The sequence below is a fragment of the Candidatus Hydrogenedentota bacterium genome, assembly GCA_018005585.1.
Lineage (GTDB): Bacteria > Hydrogenedentota > Hydrogenedentia > Hydrogenedentales > JAGMZX01 > JAGMZX01.
Genome location: JAGMZX010000019.1, coordinates 38186 through 57858, shown reverse-complemented (window position 1 = coordinate 57858; position 19673 = coordinate 38186). Strand labels below are relative to the sequence as shown.

General features: G+C 61.7%; 15 protein-coding genes and 1 tRNA gene. 5 read left to right on the top strand and 11 right to left on the bottom strand.

The genetic code is table 11. The features are described from left to right. Positions 1-977, bottom strand: a 977-nt coding sequence (locus KA184_05260; protein MBP8128968.1) for an NADPH:quinone oxidoreductase family protein, incomplete at its 3' end; no start/stop codon positions are given. 246 nt (positions 978-1223) lie between these two features. On the opposite strand from KA184_05260, the gene KA184_05255 reads away from it, so the two are divergent. Beyond that, positions 1224-2108, top strand: a complete 885-nt coding sequence (locus KA184_05255; protein ID MBP8128967.1) for an AraC family transcriptional regulator — start codon at positions 1224-1226, stop codon at positions 2106-2108. A 438-nt stretch (positions 2109-2546) separates the two neighbouring features. Here the strand turns inward: KA184_05255 and KA184_05250 are convergent. Then, positions 2547-2622, bottom strand: a tRNA-Ala gene (locus tag KA184_05250). 85 nt (positions 2623-2707) lie between these two features. Beyond that, positions 2708-3982: a permease gene (locus KA184_05245; GenBank protein MBP8128966.1), complete on the bottom strand. Its 1275-nt coding sequence runs from the start codon at positions 3980-3982 to the stop codon at positions 2708-2710. A 193-nt stretch (positions 3983-4175) separates the two neighbouring features. Between KA184_05245 and KA184_05240 the strand changes: the two genes are divergently transcribed. Further along, positions 4176-5147, top strand: coding sequence for a DUF1080 domain-containing protein (locus KA184_05240; GenBank protein ID MBP8128965.1), 972 nt, complete (start codon positions 4176-4178; stop codon positions 5145-5147). A gap of 83 nt (positions 5148-5230) precedes the next feature. On the opposite strand, the gene KA184_05235 is transcribed toward KA184_05240, so the two are convergent. The 5 genes from KA184_05235 to KA184_05215 form a co-directional block, all read right to left on the bottom strand. Beyond that, positions 5231-5824: a hypothetical protein gene (locus KA184_05235; protein MBP8128964.1), complete on the bottom strand. Its 594-nt coding sequence runs from the start codon at positions 5822-5824 to the stop codon at positions 5231-5233. A 35-nt stretch (positions 5825-5859) separates the two neighbouring features. Beyond that, on the bottom strand, positions 5860-7491 hold the full coding sequence (locus tag KA184_05230) for a sensor domain-containing diguanylate cyclase (protein MBP8128963.1): 1632 nt from the start codon (positions 7489-7491) through the stop codon (positions 5860-5862). Between the two features lie 58 nt (positions 7492-7549). After that, entirely contained in the window at positions 7550-8800 is a 1251-nt protein-coding gene (locus KA184_05225) for a tetratricopeptide repeat protein (protein ID MBP8128962.1), read from the bottom strand. Between the two features lie 4 nt (positions 8801-8804). Further along, entirely contained in the window at positions 8805-9758 is a 954-nt protein-coding gene (locus tag KA184_05220) for a serine/threonine protein kinase (GenBank protein ID MBP8128961.1), read from the bottom strand. A 155-nt stretch (positions 9759-9913) separates the two neighbouring features. Then, a complete protein-coding gene (locus tag KA184_05215) occupies positions 9914-10903 on the bottom strand; it encodes an AAA family ATPase (protein MBP8128960.1) in 990 nt (329 codons plus the stop codon). A 57-nt stretch (positions 10904-10960) separates the two neighbouring features. Between KA184_05215 and KA184_05210 the strand changes: the two genes are divergently transcribed. From KA184_05210 to xylA, 3 genes are all read left to right on the top strand, one after another. Beyond that, positions 10961-11893 carry an STN domain-containing protein gene (locus KA184_05210; protein ID MBP8128959.1) on the top strand — a complete coding sequence of 311 codons (933 nt, stop codon included), beginning with the start codon at positions 10961-10963 and terminating at the stop codon, positions 11891-11893. A gap of 395 nt (positions 11894-12288) precedes the next feature. Beyond that, positions 12289-14214 (top strand): DUF1080 domain-containing protein, encoded by a 1926-nt coding sequence (locus KA184_05205; protein MBP8128958.1) that lies wholly within the window; start codon positions 12289-12291, stop codon positions 14212-14214. A 27-nt stretch (positions 14215-14241) separates the two neighbouring features. Next, positions 14242-15555 carry a xylose isomerase gene (gene xylA, locus KA184_05200; protein ID MBP8128957.1) on the top strand — a complete coding sequence of 438 codons (1314 nt, stop codon included), beginning with the start codon at positions 14242-14244 and terminating at the stop codon, positions 15553-15555. 71 nt (positions 15556-15626) lie between these two features. Here the strand turns inward: xylA and KA184_05195 are convergent, their stop codons facing one another. The 3 genes from KA184_05195 to KA184_05185 form a co-directional block, all read right to left on the bottom strand. After that, positions 15627-16166 (bottom strand): flavodoxin, encoded by a 540-nt coding sequence (locus KA184_05195; GenBank protein MBP8128956.1) that lies wholly within the window; start codon positions 16164-16166, stop codon positions 15627-15629. An 87-nt stretch (positions 16167-16253) separates the two neighbouring features. After that, the gene (locus KA184_05190; GenBank protein ID MBP8128955.1) at positions 16254-18839 is read right to left on the bottom strand and encodes a DUF4838 domain-containing protein; all 2586 of its coding nucleotides are present in this window, start codon (positions 18837-18839) and stop codon (positions 16254-16256) included. A 21-nt stretch (positions 18840-18860) separates the two neighbouring features. Further along, positions 18861-19673, bottom strand: an 813-nt coding sequence (locus KA184_05185) for an exo-alpha-sialidase (GenBank protein MBP8128954.1), incomplete at its 5' end; no start/stop codon positions are given.

The window sequence follows — 19673 nt, the reverse complement described above, 5'->3', positions numbered from 1 at the left end:
TCCTCCACTCTCAGCACGACCTTCCCGGTCGTTTTCCGTTCGGCGATCAGTTGTTGGGCCTCTGCGGCGCGCTCCAACGGCAGGACATGGTTGACGACGATTTCCAGTGCGCCGTCTGTCAGCCACTGGAGCAAACCGCGGTGCGCATTGGCCATGGCGGGCTCGTCGGTCAGGTAAACCATAAGGTTGAAACCTGAAACCGTTATGCAGTTGCCAAGCACGCAGACGCCCCCGGGGACTCCGGATGCGGCCCCGACGACGACCATGTGTCCGCGAGTCTTGATGCACCGCAGGCTCTTCTCGAATATCTGGCCGCCCACGGATTCGATGACGAGGTCACACCCGCAGCCGCCCGTAATGCGCCGGACTTCTTCTTCAAAATCCTGCGTGCTGTAGTTGACGGGATGGTCGCATTTAAGCTGGCGGAGAAGGCCAATTTTCTGGTCCGTGCCGCACGTGCCGATCACAGTGGCGCCGGAATTGCGCGCGATTTGCACCAGCACGGTCCCCAGCCCGCCTGCGGCGGCTTGAATCAGCACGGTCTGGCCGGAGGTCAGCCGCCCCAGCGTCAACAGGACGTGGTAGGCGGTCAGGTACTGGCACGGGATGCCGGCGGCGTGGATGAAATCGACCGACTCGGGTTTGCGCATCAGGCCGCGCGGGTCAGCGACGACGAAGTCGCTGTATCCCCCGCTGCACAGGCCCATCACCGCATCGCCCACCTGCCAGTTGTGGGCGTTCGCACCGACTTTCTCGACGACGCCGGCAATCTCGAAACCTGCCGGAAACGGAGGCTGCGGCCCGTTCGGATACAGTCCCATGCGTTGCATGATGTCGGCATAGTTGATACCGGCTGCCTTGACCCGAACCAGCACCAGGTCATCATCAATATCGGGTATTGGCGTGTCTCTGAGTTCAAGCACCTCCGGCCCACCAGTCTTGGTCACAATAATCGAGCGCATGATTTCTCCTTTCATGATTGTATTCTTTGTTTTGTTTGGCTCTTACGATAATGATACTCGCGTGGGGCCGGGACGTGATAGACCAATCCTGCCTGATTCTTGCCTAATTCTCCGGAATTTCGTTCGCCGTTGCCAGAGAGCACGGAATTCATGCTAAAATTAACAACATTAAGAGTGGAGGGAATTTCAATGTCCAAGCGTAATACTTCGCAAGTTTCCAGACAAATTGTTGTGGAAGCACAGGAAACAGCAATAGAGGCCATGCGGTTGGGGTTGGCTGCGCGAATTGCACGATGGGCCGAGCGGACGGAAGACGGCGCTACCGCAATCCCTGCGCTCTTTCTCTTTCAACATGAAGCGCCCACGGAGCCGGTCAGCTATATGCTGGGGCCGAACGTCTGCCTGATTGCACAAGGCAGCAAACGAGTCGTGTTGGGAGAAGAAGTATATATTTATGATGCGCACCAATACCTGGTCACTTCGCTGGGCCTTCCTGTGATAGTGGAGATTACTGAGGCAAGCAGAGAGAAGCCGTATCTTGGGCTGAGACTGGAGCTTGACCAGCGGGCGATGGCGCAATTGATGGTGGACAGTAGTCTTCCGCTGCCAAAGGCGCAACAGGCGAGCCGAGGAATAGCCGTCAGCAAAGTTTCGTTGCCCTTGCTCCACGCCTTCCACAGGCTAATCGATCTGCTTGATGAGCCTGACAGCATTCCTGTTCTTGCTCCACTCATCCAACGGGAAATCCTCTACCGCCTGCTCGTGGGAGAGCAAGGCCTGCGCTTGCGACAGATTGCAGCTGCGGGAACCCAGAGCCATCAGATTTCACGTGCAGTTGACTGGCTGAAAGGTAATTTCAGCAAACCCCTTCATGTTGACGATCTGGCGGCATATGTCAACATGAGCACCTCGACCTTCCACCATCACTTTCGGGCTTTAACGGCCATGAGCCCTCTGCAGTTCCAGAAGTTTATGCGACTCAATGAAGCGAGACGCTTGATGCTTGTGGAACATTTGGAAGCAGCGGCCGCGGCGTACCAAGTTGGTTACGAAAGCCCCTCCCAGTTCAGCCGCGAGTACAATCGCCTTTTCGGCCAGCCGCCTCTACGCGACATTAGCAGTTTGCGAGAGGCAGTCGCTGAATAATACGAAATTGTAACGAGTAGGCGGAAGTCCTCGGCGGCCACGACGACACGATTCTGACAGGAAACGTCCGTGAAGCGGATGCGGGGCTTGATGCGGAATATCTCGGAGACGCAAGGGGCTGATAGATTTTCTGCACGAAAACCCTACTCGATGCGAAGCCGACTCGGGAAACGAAGACCGTGTTCGTAAGTCGTTGTATCGCAACAAGGGGTCGCCGAAGGGGGTGGACACGTTGAAACAGAGAAAAGGCGAGAGAAAAGAGACGGATCGCGGTTCAGGAAGGGAAAAATGTGTGATCCGGGGCACGTTGAAAACGGCACGGTTTTGAGGAGGGCACATCGAAAGAAGCCCGTAAATAAAGGGCGGTGTGCGATCCATTGTGATGGACCCGCACACCACCAAGGTTTTACGGACAGAGAATTTCGAGTGAAAGTAAAATGGTGGAGCTGAACGGGATCGAACCGTCGACCTCTTGACTGCCAGTCAAGCGCTCTCCCAACTGAGCTACAGCCCCGGAAAAGCGCGCGGGTATTTCCCCGCCGCGTGAGAGATTATAAGGAGCGCATTGTTAAGAGTCAAACAGACGGCCCGGTTTTCAATCAGTCGGCCAGTTCCGCGTGATAGCCGAGGTCGCGCACGATGCGGCACAGCGCTTCGCCGTCAACCTGATCGCCCGTGACGACGGCGCGGCCGCGGCCGAGGTCGACTTGTACGCCTGACACGCCCGCGGCGGCGCTGAGGCCGCGCAGCACGGCGCTTGTGCAGTGGCTGCATGTCATGCCGGAAATAATGAGCGTTACGGTATCCATGGCGGCTCCCTCTCCGGAAGTGGGAACAGGCGCGGCGCCATGGACCCAGCGCCGCCACGGCGCGAGGCTCCAGACGAGCACGAGCATCAGGAACACGGCGCTGCCATGGCTGACCCAGCCGAGGGTCATCTCATGCTCGTGCAGGCCCATGTGCCGCACAGGCATTTCGAAATGCTGGTAAAGGAAATCGAGCGCGAGCCCCGCGAACAATGCGCCGAACGCGACCGTGCCGAGATAGATGAGGCCCGTGCGCCGACCCAGGACCTTCCAGACGATGGCGATGGTTGCGGCGTTCGTCGCGGGCCCGGCGATGAGGAACGCCAGCGCCGCGCCAGGCGACGCACCAAGGTGCATGAAGCCGAGCGCAAGCGGGATCGACGCGGTGGAACATACGTAGAGCGGGATGCCGACGGCGACCATGACGAGCATGGCCAGGATGCCGCCGCCGACGTAACGGTTCAGGAATCCCGGCGGCAGCAACACGCCTATCAACGCGGCAATCAGAATGCCGATGAGCAGCGGGCGCGCGATGTCGCGGGGCAACGTGACCAGCCCGTAGGCGAGTATGCGGCGGAGCGCGCCCTGCTTCGGTTCCGCGGGGCAGGCCGCGCCTGCGCCCGCCAATTTCGTGTCATGACGCTTTGGTGCGGCGTCGCGGTCCAAGACATCCACGAGAACGCCGCCTATGACGCCCGTTATCATGGCGACCAGCGGACGAAAGACACCGAAAACCGGCCCGAGCATGCCCCACGTGGCCAGGATCGAATCAACGCCCGTTTGCGGCGTCGCCAGCAGGAACCCGGCTGTTGCGCCGCGGCTCGCGCCGTGCTTCCGAATGGACGCGCTCACCGCGATGACGCCACATGAGCACAGTGGCAGCGGCACGCCCAAGAGCACGCTCTTCACGACGGGCAACAGACCGCGTCCACCCAGGTGGCGTTCGACCCAGGCCGGTGACACGAGCACGGACAAAACCCCAGCGACTAGAAAGCCGAAGAGCAGATACGGGGCCATTTCAGCCGCGACCCGCCAGCTTCCCACGAATATGTCCACAATATAGTTCACAAGGCGCATTTTCCTGATTGTACTGCCGCACAGCGCCGTTTTTCATGGGAAACAACGCATCAGCGCGGCTTCTTCCGCAAACCCGGGGAAAAGAGCACGTTACACCGCGGTTTATGGTAGACTGGCGGCCAATATCGCGGAAGGAGGCACGGTTCGCCGCACATGATGTGCGCCAAGAAGAAGGACACGACCCATGTTGAAGCACGTCCGTCTGGCCATCGCAGTATTGATGATTGGCATGACCCCAGCATTCGCCAACCAGGGCATCCAGGGCAATTGGGAGGGCGCCTTTTCGGGCGGTGACTGGAACAAGTTCGTGCTGCGCGCGGAGGTCATCGGCCAGCCCGGCAACACGTACCGGGCGCTGATCTACATCGGCGACTTGCAGGCGGTGGAATTGGCGGGACTTTCGCGCGGTGACGCCGCGGTGTTTGCGGGCGAGGTCGACCTGGGCATGTTGGGCAAATTCGCCGCCTGGGCGCAGGCGCGCAACGGCGAGATGCAGGGCGAACTGCTGCCCGGCTCGGGCGCGGCAGCGCGTTTCGCGATGAAACGGGTCGTCAAGACGCCGCCGACACTGGGCCAGGCGCCGCCGGAAGGCGCGGTCGTGCTGCTCGGCGAGGGAACTGGCGAGGACGCGTGGAAAGCGGAGCCGGGCAACTTCGCAAACGGCGAAATGCGCATCGGCGGCAACACATACACCAGTAAGCACGAATACGGCGACGCGCAGGTGCATGTCGAGTTCCTGTGCCCTTACATGCCGGACCAAAGCGGCCAGGCGCGGGGCAACAGCGGCGTGTACGTGCATGGGCGCTATGAAGTGCAAGTCCTTGACAGTTTCGCCGACGCGCCGGGCGCGGGCACCTGCGGCGCGATCTACAGCATCGCCGTGCCGCCCGCGGGCGCGTGCCTGCCTCCGGGCGAATGGCAGACCTACGACATCACGTTCCGCGCGCCGAAGTTCGACGCCGCGGGCAAGAAAACCGCGGATGCCGTCATCACCGTAGTGCAGAACGGTCAGACGCTCTACAACAACATGACACTGCCGCACCCGACGCCCGGCGGCATCGACGGCAAGGAAGCTGCGCTCGGCCCGCTCATGCTGCAGAACCATGGCAACGAAGTGCGGTTCCGCAACGTCTGGGTGCTGCCCCTCGACAAATAGATACAACGGCTTCGTTTGAGTCAATGTTCCCGCGCGGCGTCGGGCGGCGCCGCGCCGGGTGCGGGCGGCGCGCAAGGGGGTGTTTACTGTTTTGCCTGACGCGCGCCAGACGCATCCTCATATAACTGGCCCGCGGGCATGGTCTGCACCCGCGCATCATGGAAAATCTCCTGAACGGCGCCCCGCGTGCGCGGCGGCAAGCTGCTCGCGTCCATGATCCCTTCAAAGATGGTCCAGCGGTCTTCGTTCTCGCCCATGACCAATATGGCATTCCGGTCGCGGTCGCGGCCTGTCGTGTTTTGCTTGTACTCCTTGCTCCGGATGATCTCGACCAAGCCGCCGCCACTCTCGAAGGCATAACCGGAATCCAGAAGAACCGTGACCAGCGCGCTGCGCGCGGCCCGCGTCCGTATGGCGGCTCGCACGGTTTCGTTCAAGACAAGGCCTTCCCGGTCGGCGATCTGCGCGTCGCGGTCGCCTGCCTGCACGGCGGTCTCAATCTCGAGCGCGAGCGCGCGCATGGCGTCCACCGGGAGCTCCCGGTAGTCCGGCCGCATCTGCCCGAACGGATTGACCACCGATTTGCAGCCCGCGCAGCAGCACAGTACCAGCGCAACAGCCAGGGCCGGCGTCGCCACCATGCTCACATTTCCGAGTCTTCGTAGTGCATTTCGCATTCGTGTCATCTCCTGAAATCCGCCTGCACACTCCGCTATGCGCGGCCATCCTGCGCAGCGAACACCACGCGATTCTTGCCCTGCCGCTTGGCCGCATAAAGAGCCTTGTCCGCCTGGACAATCAGGCCCTCGCAATCCATCACCATATCGCCGTCCAGCATGGCGACACCAATGCTCACCGTTACGGGGATGCCGCCAGGAACGCCTTCGAAGGGGCGCGAAGCCATCTCCTCACGGAGGCGCTCCGCCTGCGCGCAAGCGCCATCGGCGCCGGTTTGCGGCATGATCACGACAAACTCCTCGCCACCGTAGCGCGCCACAATATCGCTGCGGCGCACCGTGCGGCTGGTGCGTTTGGCGATCTCGCAGAGAATGCCGTCGCCCACGAGATGGCCATACGTGTCATTCACTTGCTTGAAGTTGTCCACGTCGAAAATCATACAGGAAAGGGGAATGCGATAGCGCAACGCGCGGTCAACTTCCTCGGACAGGCGGTTGCGGAAACTGCGGTGGTTGAAGAGGCCCGTGAGGCCGTCGGTAACGGCCAGGACTTCCAACCGTTCATTTGCCTTCTGGATGCGGTCGAACAACTCGGCGCGCTCAAGCGCATTCGAAGCGGCCTCCGCCACGATTTCAAAGAAGCTGATCTCGCGCAGCGTAAACGTGCCCTGGCTGCGCGCCGCGCGCAGCAGGAGCGAGCCCACATTACGGTCATATAGCACGATGGGGAGCACCAGCAGAGAGCGAATCCTGGCGCGTTCCAAGCCCTCGGCGCATTCTTTCATCAAGGGGTGACGGCGCACGTCGTTGATGATTATCTTTTCCCCGGTCCTGAGCACGTGCTCCAGTTCCGGATACTTGCAGAGCTCGATGTCGTGGTTCCTGAGGCTTTCGTCCTCGTGGGAGGCGAGCACCTGGCCGCGGAACTCACCGCCCCACACGCGCACGACCGAGCAGCGGTCGGACGTCACCACGCGCGCGATATGCTCGACGAAGACATACAGGATGTCATGAGCGCTGCGTTTGGCCGACATCGCCTTGAGGATATTCAGGACCGCGAAGAGGTCATCCTTATCCATTGCGATGTCGCGCTGGCGTGAGGCGAGCAGGGTTGTCTGAAGCGCCATGAGCCGCAATGCGACGTTCGTGGACGTTTCCACGGACTGAGCGCGCGCAATATCCGCCTCGCAACCCGGCAATGCGGCCAACACACGCGCCACGGCGCCCCGGTGGGCCGTCCACGCTCCCTGAAAGAGTCCCTTTTCCTCTTCCGCGCTTTCGGTATGCGTTCCCAAGGCAAGCAGGGCAAGCTGTTCCGAAACAACCGCGAGCACTCGATCTCCCTCGCCAAACTCCCCGCTCACGGGCAATACCACCACGTTCTCGGCGCGGGACCAGGAAGGCGGCGGCTCACCATAGTGCAGCACCCTGGCCGCGCTGCGCCGCAGCTCTTCGACCGTGTCAACCCGGCCGGCCGTGTGCCCGTCAACCACCGCAACCACTTCGCCAGCGCGCTCGCCGGCCGCCGTTCGCGCCATCTCCCCTGCCACGAGGCGAAAGGCCGCGTAGTCCACAATCGGCACAAAGGGCGCCTGCGTGAAATCGAGGCCCGAATGCGATGCCCTGAGGCGCGAGGTCAACGGTGTTCTATCCTGCAAGTCCGCCACTGGAAATTCCCGATTTAAGAACGCACTCCGCGGATTCAGTCCCGCAGAGCGCGCGTCTTCAACCCTGCCCCGTCTCAATATGCCCAGGTTCGAACACATCCACGATTTCGACCGGTGTCGAACGCACCACCAAGTCGTACAATTCCTCGACGTCCTCTTTGTGCATCCGCGCGCACCCATGGGAAGAGTACTGCCCTATCGTATCCGGCGCTATCGTTCCGTGAATCCCCAAGTCGGTTGGCAATCCCTCTTCAATCGGGACCAGCGGCATCCAGCGCGTACCAAGCTCATTGCGAGGATCGCCTGCGGGAATGGGCTCCGACCCCGCTTTGTGCCAGACCGGGTCCTTCTCTTTCGTGCCGATCTTGTATTTCCCCAGCGTGGTTTCATGGCCGGGCATGCCCAGCCCGACCGAGTAACAACGAAAGACCCCGTCCATGTCGAGCAGGTACAGACGACGAGTGGACCGCTCGATCACGATGCGGAAATCCTTCGGCGTGTACTTCAGCGGCTGTCCGGGACGCAGCGTGCTGGTTTCGTCCAGGTTGTTTGCGCGGCAGAGCAGCCCCTGCGTCGTATTCAATTTAATCCCGATGGAAGTCAGGCTGTCGCCAGGCTGCACGTCATACGTCTTGCTCTCCGGCGTTTGGACGGTGGAGAAGATGAGCGCCACATTCAGGCGCCCAAGCGCATCGAGCGCTTCCATGCATTCGGGACCGCTCCACTTGGCGTCGCGGACGGCTTGTGCATACTGGTCGCGCGCCGCCACCAATTGTCCCTGACGTTCCAGGTCCCTGCCCAGTCCAACCAAGGCGGCTGCGCGAATTTCGGGCGCGGTGTTCCGCCGCACGTCATCGTATAGCGCGCGGGCCTCCGGGGTACGCCCCATCTCGTCGAGCAAGCGCGCGTAGCGCAGAGCCGCCGTCGGTTGCGCGCGGCTGCCCGCGTATTGCGTCGCGGCGCGCTCCAGATGAGCCAACGCCGCTTCCTTTTCGCCGGCGGCGGCTTCAATATCCGCCAGAAGCAGCAGTGCTTCCGGAGTTACGGCGGGATCGTCCGCCTTTTCGACGATTCGCTCCAGCAGCGGCCGCGCCCCCGCGAAGTCCTGCACCGCGGCAAGTTCGCGCGCCTTATCAAGGTCCGTATATGCCGCTGCCTCAGCCTCTTCCTGCGGCCGCGTTCCGAGAAGCCGGTAACCGCCCAGAAACACGGCACACACCGCGCTCAAGATAAGCACAATCTGCGTGAGCGAAGGGCCTGACTCGTTCTTCCGCACTTTCTTCTTGAATGTGAGTTTTCGCTTGTTCATGGTGCTAGATTCGCGATTCCGACATCCGGGACATGTCCAGCAGTATCTCCGTTACCGATTGATAGCGATCTTCCGGCTTCCGGCGCAATGCCTTTAACACAATGCGGTCCAGGGCCGGCGAAATCTCCGGGTTGAATTTTGAGGGCGGGTCGAAACGGAACCGCGGGTCGCGCAATTGCCGCTGCATGATCCGCGGGTCGTTTCCGTTGCAGGGATGCCGGCCGGTGAACAACTCATACATGGTGATGCCGAACGAAAAGATGTCCGACCGTTCGTCCAGCGGCTTCTTTGCGAGTTGTTCGGGGGACATGTAGAGCCGCGTTCCGCCCGTCTCTTTCATCCATCGCATGCGCCACGATGCACTCGACTTCGAGAGCCCGAAGTCCACGATTTTAACCTGCTTGCCGTCGCGGGAGAACAAGAAGTTCCCCGGCTTGATGTCCCGGTGGATGATCTTGTGCTGATGCAGGAAATCCAGCCCGTGACATAGCTCGATGCAGATCTGCATCATCTGTTCCATGCTCAGGTCGCGGTCCACAATATGTTTCTTCAGGTTGTGACCGTCAATGTATTCCATCAAGAGACAGCGCCGCTTGCGGCCGTAGTTGTCCTCCTGCACCACCAGTTCCTTGTGCATCCTGATAATATTGGGATGATTCAACGACGCCGCGATGAGGATTTCCCGCCCCAGGTAGTCCCGTTTCCGGCTCTTCCGGTCCACGTCATAGCGGCGGTCCAGCACCTTGATCGCGATCGTCTGGTCCTTGGACCGGTCTATCGCCTTGTACACGGTCCCCATGCCCCCCGAGCCGATGGGCGCAACAATCTCGTAGGGGCCGACATGAGTGAGTTCAAACTGCGACTCTTCCTCCAAGGCGCCGGGCGTACCCTGCTTATGCTTGTGCGCGTGCCCATGCTCGTGCGCAACGGGCGCTTTTTTCCTAAACAGCGAAATCATGTATCATGGCCCCCACGGAACCACCATATATCGTAGGTCAATTCGCCACACCCACACAATATGCCGTATCCTATCGACAAGATCAAGTAAACCATTCCGCACATGCCCGTTACAGGCCAAGAGACCGGACGCAGCGCAGTTTCCCGCCCCGCCGTCTATTCGCGCCAACTGGCGCGGCCGGCGGGCACGGCCACCTCTTGAAGTATATCATGCAGGACACTCTGCGCAGTTACCCGCCGCAAACGGCTCTCAGGATTCAGGATGAGCCGGTGCAACAGGACCGGCCCGGCCAGCACCTTGATGTCGTCCGGAATGGCATAGCCCCGTCCCTGCACGGCGGCATAGGCCTGCGCCACGCGAAACAGCATCATGGCCGCGCGCGGGCTCGCGCCCAGGGTCAGGTGCGTCGAATCGCGCGTGCGGTGGACCAGCCGCAGGATGTAGTCTCTAATCTTCTCATGGACAAAGATCTCGCGCACGGAAAGCTGCATCCGGGCGATTGTCTCGGCGTCCGTCACCATCCGCAACGCATCGATGGGGTGACTGAGCCGTGTGGTCTCCAGCAATTGCGCTTCCGCAATGATGTTCGGATAGCCGATGGAAAGGCGCATCATGAAGCGGTCGAGTTGGGCTTCGGGCAGCGGAAACGTGCCCTCATGCTCGACCGGGTTTTGCGTCGCGAATACGGTGAACGGCGCCTGGAGCTTGTACGTCCGGCCATCGACGGACACTTGTCCTTCGGCCATGGCTTCGAGCAGGGCCGACTGCGTGCGCGGCGTAGCGCGGTTGATTTCGTCCGCCACGACCACCTGCGTGAAAATGGGGCCTTTCCGGAACTCGAATTGCCGGGTGTCCGGGTTAAAGACCGACACGCCGGTCACGTCCGTGGGAAGAAGGTCCGGTGTGCATTGGATGCGCGTGAAGGAGCAGCCGCTCGAAACGGCCAGCGCCCGCACGAGCATGGTTTTCGCCACGCCGGGGACGTCTTCGAGCAGGACATGGCCGCCCGCCAGGAACGCAGAAATGGCTGCCTTTACGACCTCCGTCTTGTCGAGGATGACTGTCTCGACGTTGCGGAGCACATCCTTGATGACTTGACGAAATTCACCCACCGTCGTATCCTTGAATAAGGCGCATGCGCGCATGTGTTTCAGATAATAGCGTGTGCCCCGTAGAGGCGCAACTGCGTAGGGAGGACAAGAATGCGTTGTTTTGCGTTGTTCGCCGCGGCTAACTTGACGGCCTTGGCCGCGTTCGCCGACAGTATCGTTCTCAACGGCGTCGCCCACGGGAACGTCTTCATTGAGGAAGGCGCTTCCATGTACTACGTCCTGCTTCCGGACACCGGCGAGGTGCTTAATGCACGCAAGGCCGGCATCGCCCCGGCGGATATTACCTTCTCCCCGGACAGTGCGGCGCGGGAAGCACTGCGCCGCCGGTGGAAAGAGGCCCGTCAGGAAGCAAATCCAGCCCTGCTTCCGCCGGCGTGGGAAGAGCCCTCGCATCCCGCGGCGGAACCGGGCCCCGTTGCGCCCGCATCCGATGAGCCCGTCATCAAGACTCTCCGCGCATCGGGCCGGGCCACCACGCAAGACGCTGCCGAAACGCCTGTAGACCCCGCGTATGCCACGGACTTTACAGCGGGCCATTCCTCCTTGCACAACATTCCCCTCGGCGAGGCGTTGCGAGCCGTGTTGCGGCAGCGGAACCTGGATTATCGCGCCGCGGGCAATCATTTGTACATTTCCACTCCGGAAAGGCTGCGCCGCGAATCCGGGCGCGCCGTCCAGACGCACGGTTTTGCCCTGAATCCGGGCTTTTCGGGCACATTGCCCAAGATTATCCTGCGCCATCAGGGCATATACGGCGGCGGGCAGGACTATGGGTACGGCGGCAGATACGGCGGCGGATACGGGGGCGGGTACGGCGCTTACGCGGGAGGCGCCGGCGCGGGACCAGGCTATGGCGGCGGATTCGCCGGGCCGGCCGGGTTCGGCGGTGGTTATGGCGGCTTCGGCGGCGGAAATCGCCAGGACGTAACAACCATCAGCAATATCTCCGACCTCTTCAGCACCATCGACGACCGTATGGTCGGCGAGGCCCCCGCACGGCCCGCGGAACTGCAAATCCGCTGACTGTATTCCGCTCTCATTCGGGCATAGCGCCGACAGAGCCCCGATATTAATGACGCGCGAGTGATTTGACGCCCCCCCGTCGAATTGCGGTCGTTTGCCCTCCCTTCCCTTTTGCTTCTGGTCCCTTGCCTCGCAACAGGAGCAAAACAGCGCACGAAGGTGTATCTCCTCGCCGATGGTCTGGCCGCGCCGGCAGGCATCACAGACGCTGACAACGGCGACGCAACCTGCGCAATCCCGCCCGGCAGTCCTTTCACTGGCGTGGCAGGCGCATGTCCTTGAGCAGATTGCCGCTCCCGCCGAAAAGGTGAGCTTTGAACGTGCGATCGGGTACACTTGCGCCTTCCGTTACCTCGGAAGTTGGGGATGGTAATCAAAAGACAGGGAGTAGGACCATGCGGCGCACATTACGTTCGAGTCTCTATGTCATTCTGCTTGCGTTCTTTCTGGTCTCGGTATTCGTTGCCATGCCATCCGCCCGGGCTGCCGTGCAGCTTGGCGCGCACCCGGCCGTATCGCCGGAGCCGCGCACGGACGACTGGTGGACAAAGCGGTTCGAGTCGATGAATGAGCGCGTGAGGCAAGGCAATGTGGACCTCATCTTCATCGGCGACTCAATCACGCAAGGCTGGGAAGGCGCGGGCCAGCCCGTGTGGGACGCGTACTACGGCGACCGCAACGCCGTGAATCTCGGTATCAGCGGCGACCGCACGCAACACGTGCTCTGGCGGCTCGACAACGGAAACATCGCGGGTATTGCACCGAAGGCGGCGGTAATCATGATCGGCACGAACAACTGGGAGCAGAGTTCGGCGCCCGAGATTGCGGATGGCGTAACGGCCATCGTCGAGAAACTGCGCACGACCCTGCCGGACACCAAGGTCCTGCTGCTGGCCATCTTCCCGCGCGGGGACCGGCCCCAGGAAATCCGCGACAAGCTCGCGCAGGCAAACGCGACGCTGGCTGGGCTGGCCGACGGGCAAATGGTTCACTTCCTCGACATCGGCGGCTGGTTCCTGACGGACCAGGGCGAATTGACGAAGGACATCATGCCGGACCTGCTGCATCTGAGCGAGGAAGGCTACTGGCGCTGGGCGCGCGCCATCGAACCCACGCTCGCCGAATTGCTCGGCGCACCCGACAATACGCCGCCCAAGGGCTTCGTGCAGCTCTTCAACGGCGTGGACCTGACCGGCTGGAAAGGCCTCGTGGAAGACCCGGAAAAGCGCGCGCAGATGCCGCCGGAGGATCTGGCCGCAGCGCAGGCAACGGCGGACCAGCAGATGCGCGATCACTGGAAGGTTGTGGACGGCGCGCTCGCCTACGACGGCGAGGGCAACAGCCTGTGCACGGCGCGCGACTACGAAGATTTTGAAATGCTCGTGGACTGGAAGATCGGCCCCGAAGGCGACAGCGGCATCTACTTGCGCGGATCGCCACAGGTGCAGATTTGGGACCCGGCCCGGTGGCCCCAGGGCTCCGGCGGCCTGTACAACAATGAGCAGAACCCCAAAGACCCGCTTGTGTGCGCGGACCGGCCCATCGGCGAGTGGAACCGGTTCCGCGTCATCATGATTGGGGAGCGCGTCACCGTATACCTGAACGGCCGGCTCGTCGTGGACAACGTGGTGATGGAGAACTACTGGGACCGCGGCAAGCCCATCTACCCGAGCGGGCAGATTGAGCTGCAGCACCATAATGCCCCGCTCTGGTTCAAGAACGTGTTCATCCGCGAAATCCCGCGGGGTGAAGGCTGGCGCGACCTGTTCAACGGGCGTGACCTGACCGGCTGGGAACAGGTCGGTGGCGACCACCCCTGCTGGAAGGTCGAAGACGGCCAGTTGTACACGGACGGCGCGGAAGGCTGCGGCTGGCTCTCCACCACGGAAGAGTTCAGCGATTTCGAATTGGAGCTTGAGTTTCGCGTGCCCGAAAACGGAAACAGCGGCGTGTTCATCCGCGCGCCGCGCGACGGCAACCCCGCCTTCGAAGGCAGCGAGGTCCAGGTGCTCGACGACTACGGCTCCGAGTACACCGAACTGAAGCCGTGGCAGTATTGCGGCAGCGTCTACGCCACCATCGCGCCGTCGCGCCGCGTCACGCTGCCCGCGAATACCTGGCAGAAGATGCGTATCCGTTGCGAGGGCATGCAGGTCAGCGTCTGGCTGAATGGCTGCGCCATCGTTGAAGGCGACCTGAGCGAGCACATGGACAAACTGGCCGACCATCCGGGCTTGAAACGCACCAGCGGGTTCATCGGTCTACAGAATCACGGGTCGCGGCTCGATTATCGGAATATCCGCATCCGGCCGTTGAGTTAACCGCGCTTCCGCGAAGGAGTACCTTTCATGCCCGAGTATTTCCCTGAAGTAAAGGCAGTCAAATACGAAGGCCCGGATTCCAGGAACCCGCTCGCGTTCAAACATTACAACCCTAAAGAAAAGGTGCTGGGCAAGACGATGGCCGAGCACCTGCGTTTCGCGGTGTGCTATTGGCACACGTTCAAGGGCCTCGGCGGCGATATGTTCGGCGGATCGACCATGCTGCGCGCGTACAACCGCGGCAGCGACCCGATGACGGTTGCCGAGCAGACGATGCACGCCGCCTTCGAGTTCTTCACGAAGCTGGGCGCCGGTTTCTGGTGTTTTCACGACACGGACATCGCGCCGGAAGCGGATACTCTCGCGGAGACGAACAAGCGTCTTGACAAGATCGTGAAATTGGCTGAAGCGCTGCAGGACGACACCGGCGTGCGTCTGCTTTGGGGCACCTGCAACCTGTTCTCGCATCCGCGGTTCATGGCGGGCGCCGCGACCAACCCCTCGCCCGACGTGTTCGCCTATGCCGCCACCAAGGTGAAGAAAGCGCTCGAGATTACGAAGCAGCTTGACGGCGCGGGCTACGTATTCTGGGGCGGCCGCGAAGGGTACGACACGCTGTTGAATACGGACCTGAAGCGCGAACTCGATCATCTGGGCTTGTTCCTGAACATGGCCGTGGATTACAAGAAGCAGATCAAGTTCAAGGGTCAGTTCTACATCGAGCCCAAGCCGAAAGAACCAACGAAACACCAATACGATTTCGATGCGGGCAGTTGTTTCGCGTTTTTGCAGCGGTATGGGCTGGTGGATTCATTCAAGCTGAACATCGAGGCGAACCACGCGACACTGGCGGGGCATTCGTTTATCCACGAACTGGCGTTCTGCGTGGCGAACGGCATCCTGGGCTCGGTCGATGCGAATCGCGGCGATGAATTACTCGGTTGGGACACGGACCAGTTCCCGACGAACATCTACGACACGGCGCTGGCCATGTACTACATCCTCAAGGGCGGCGGGTTCACGACGGGCGGCCTGAATTTCGATGCCAAGCTGCGCCGTCAATCCACGGACCCGGCGGACTTGTTCCACGCTCATGTGGGGGCGATGGACGCTTTCGCGCGCGGACTGAAGGCCGCCGCGAAGCTGCTCAAGGACAAGCCGTTCGAGAAATTCATCGCGCAGCGGTACGCCGGCTGGAACAAGGGCATCGGCGCGGACATCGAGAAGGGCGGGGCAACGTTCGAAACCTGCGAGGCCTATACCCTCAAGCGCGGCGAGCCCAAGACCGCCTCCGGCCGTCAGGAAATGCTCGAAAACATCCTGAACGCTTACATCGAGTAAGCGTTGACCCAAGAAACGACTGCGCCCCCGAAGTCAATAGCCATGGGAACGTCGGGGGCTTGCTCTTCCTGTCAACCGAACGTTTCGTCGTCCCTGTGTTGCTTTCCCGTTATGTGCGGCTTGATCAGCGCCGCCCAGTCCGCAACACGCTTGACGGTCATGTCGCTCTGATTGTCCTCGTCGATGACGAGGCCGGCAAAGTACCCCTTGTCCGCCGCGGCCGAGTATTCGAACGAATATCCGTCCGTCGGCCATGCTCCGATCACCTCCGCCCCGCGTTCTTTCACTTTGTCGTGAAGCGTCCGAAGCGCATGCACGAAGAGCCCGGAGAACGCATGCGCGTCGCCCAGCCCGAACAGCGCCACCTTCTTCCCATGGAGGTCAATTTCCTCGAAATGAGGGAGGAAGTCCGCCCAGTCACGCTGTAATCCGCCCTGTTCCCAGGTCGAGACGCCAAGGATAAGCAAATCCGCACTGCGCAGGTCTTCCGGCGAGGATTCGGCGATATCCCGGACTTCCTGGATGAGGTTGCCCAGAACCGTCTTAATCAGGTACGCCACGTGGCGCGTGTTGCCCGTGGAACTCCCGTAAAACAGCTTGACGACCACCATGCCAACCACTTTCTCAGACCCCGACATCCCGCATCTCCAAGATAGCGATGTCCGCAGCCAGAATACAAACCTCGGGCCGGTTCGCGCTCACCGGGCGTTCTCCACCTCCTGGTGAAACGCCTCCTTGTGGGCCTGGCCCGCCTCGGCATAGAGCGTCACCCCCTCGCGCGCCACAATCTCGCAGAATCGCGCGTAGGTGCCGTCAATCCGCGCCTGTACCGGTGCGCGTTTGCACTTCAGATACATGACCGGCAGGCGCGCCATCTCCACCCGTTGCCGGATTTCCTCCGTGTCCGCCACTGTCTCAGCGCGGTCGAAGAGCGCCTCCGATTCGCGCACGAATTCATCGCTGAAGAGGGGGTCGTCCGGACGCAGCCCAAGATGAATGTGCGTATTCGGCGTCAGCCGGTTGTGCAACGCATCGAAATACTGCCGGACATACTGACCGGACCGCCCGTAGTACCCGTACATGAAATCATCAATCACGGCATTCACGTCGCACTCGGGGTCCCAGAGCAGCTTGGCAATCAGGTACGCGCGCAATTCCGCGCATTCGCCTCCCCGGCTCTGATACGCCGCCTGTTCCATGATCCCGATGGCGTTGTTGTCGCGGAAGGTTTGGATATTCGGCTGGAGCACCCGGAAATTGGGATACGGCATCGTGTAGTGGCTGAAATTGACGACATAGTCCCAGATGTACATGTGCGGGGCAATGGCGGCCCAGCCGCGCAAGTCAGTGATGAACGAGCCGTTCTCCGGACAGGAGTTGAAATCGTGGGCGAAACAACATTCAATGCTGCATAGGCGGATGACAACGTTTTGTCTTGGTTCAATTGTTTTTGGAGGTTTGCGCGTGTATTGATACGCAAGCGTCCCCACGAATTTGTCTGGGAATTCCTTTTCCACCGCCTCGGCCACCTGGTTTACGAACCAGACCACGGGCCCCGATTCGCTCTCCTCGCGCCGGGCAATTGCCTGGCAGCTTTCGCACTGGCACGGATTCGCCCAGTCGTTCTGCGAAACGGAATAGATCAGATACTGGGGATTCTTTCGTATGACGTCGAGCAGGCGTCCGGTGAGGATGCGCAACACATCAGGATTCGTAAGGCACAGTTGCGCCCGGTCGGCCACGCGCTGGCCGTCGACCAGGCTGTAGTATTCGGGGTGTTCCGCATAGAACTCCTGTGGGGGCATGAGCGGGAAAAAGGTGTGTACCGACCAGTAACATTCGACACCGCCCGGTTGTTCGCGATAGCTCATGGCGCCGTTGACCTTATTATGCGCGGCCCACATGGGATCGAAGGCTTCGAAGTAGAAGTCATTGCGCACGCGAATGCCCGGCTTCTCGCGGTGGCGCAGGATACGGAAGCGGCAGCTGTCCTTCTTCGGCGCGACGGTCACGCGCGGCGTATACCAGCGCACGCCCAGTTCCCGCTCGAGGAACGTCATCACGCCGTACATCGTGCCGCGCTGTTTTCCGCCGGCGATCACGATGTTTTCACCCGCGTTGCGATATAGGAACGACTCGTCGCCATCGGCGGGCGGCGTCATATCGGCGCCGGGCAGTTGCGCTGAGACGCGGTTGAAACCGACGACAATCGCAGGTCCCGCAAGCGGCCCCGCGTCGTCGCGCATGGGCAACTCCGCGCCGCTCACCTCGCGCAACCAATGCCGGAGTTCCTGTGCCGCCCATTGTTCCGATGGCGACGCGTCCACGCCCACGACAATCGCGTAGTTGCTCTGTCCTTTCTCAAAAAGCGTGTATTCCACGGGCACCCCCGCCGTAAAGGGCATTTCCATGGAGTGCTGCAATCCGCCAGCCAGCGTCGCATCGATGTGCAGGACATATGCGCCGTAGGCCGCGGCGTCAACCGGCAGGGACATCTTGTACCGGCCGGACCAGTCGCCCTCCCAGACCGTCTCCGCGGGCGCGTTCGCCGGGCTGACCCGCAAGCGGGCGCGCTCAAGGAGCGCCTTTGCCAAGGCCTCGCCGCGCTGGAACTCGAGCGCCGGCGCACCGCCCTCCTCCATCGTTACGCGGAAGATGCGGAACCGCTTGTCCAGCAAATCGGCGCTCAGCGGCAGGAACCGGCAGCAGAATCCCCAGAGATTGCCGCGTTCCTCAATTTTCAACAGGACGCGGTTCCGGCCCTCGCGCAGCAAGACCGGCACAATCTCGTCGTCCGCCCGCAGCCCCCGCGGCGCGGGAGAATCCCACACGCATTCGTCGTTGACCCACATGCGCCCGCCGTCATTCGTACCAAGCGCGCACGCCACCGCATGCGTCTTCGCGGAGGTAATCTCGGCGTAGGCATAACCCAGGACATTCTCGCTGTTGCCCAGCGCCTGGTCCAATTGGACGCAATCCTCGCCGGAACGCCACCCCTTCCACAGCGCCTCACCGCCGTCAAAGGCGACTTTGTCGCCGGACTTCGGTGTGGCCGCCGCCTCGCCGCCCGCCGCGGCCAGGTAATCGGTCTGGAACCCTGCCAGATGGAACACCTCGCCAGCCTGCGGCTGCGGGCCGCCTGTGGGTATTGGCCCGCACACAAGCCAGTCGCGCAGATAGGCGCCGGAGGGCTCGTCCGGGTAGACGGGCGTCTCCTCCGCCATCGCAATCACCGTAACCAACACAGCCGCGGCTAAAAAGAAGAACGTGCGTGCTTTGAACATTGCGTGTCTCCCACGTTTCCGCTATGGCAGGCGCATCTTCGCCAAGTATATCGCCGACTTGCCCTCGTGTGAAGCGTAATAGCTCATCCAGAGCAGGCCGTCGTGCCACACCATGCCGGGATAGCTGCAATCGCCGCCGCTCGGCAGGAGCAGCGCCGGTTCGAGCCCGTCGAGCGTCATTCGGCACAGCACCATGCCCGTTTCCTTGCCGTAGTAGCGCGTGCCCGCCCAGAAACGGCCGTCCGGCGTCTGGATAAAGTTCGGGCCCCCAAGCCGGTACGCCGTCTGTTTCCAGTCCCATTGTGTATACGGCGGCGCGCTCACGCCAATCCAGCCGGCGGTGTCGCCACCTTCGCGGCGGACCAGCGCAACCATCCGGTCATCGTCAAGAAACCGGAGTGTCGTCTCGTTCGGCTTGTCCGGCACATTCAGGAACGCGATGCGCTCAAAACGGATGCCATCCTCGCTGGTCATCAGTTCGAGGATGCGTTCCGGCTGGTTCTTCTCGAAGAGCTTGTAGGTGATACCGTACGCGCGGTTCTTGTGCCAGGTTACGCGCCAGAGCCAATCGCCTTCTTCCAGGATGCGCTCGGGCGCGCTCCAGTCAAGGCCGTCCGCCGAAAAGGAAACGCGCGGCTGACGGCCCAAGAAGTCCTTGCCGCGATAGACCGACCCGCCCATCACACACATGAGGCGCCCGTCGGGCGTGACGCAGAGTTTCGGGTCGCGCAGGTCGATGCCGGCTTCTTCGAGCAGCGTGGCGCTCCGCCAGGTCTCACCGTCTGCCGAGACGAGTATGCGCGTCTTGCCATCGCCGCCGACGTGCCCTTCGGA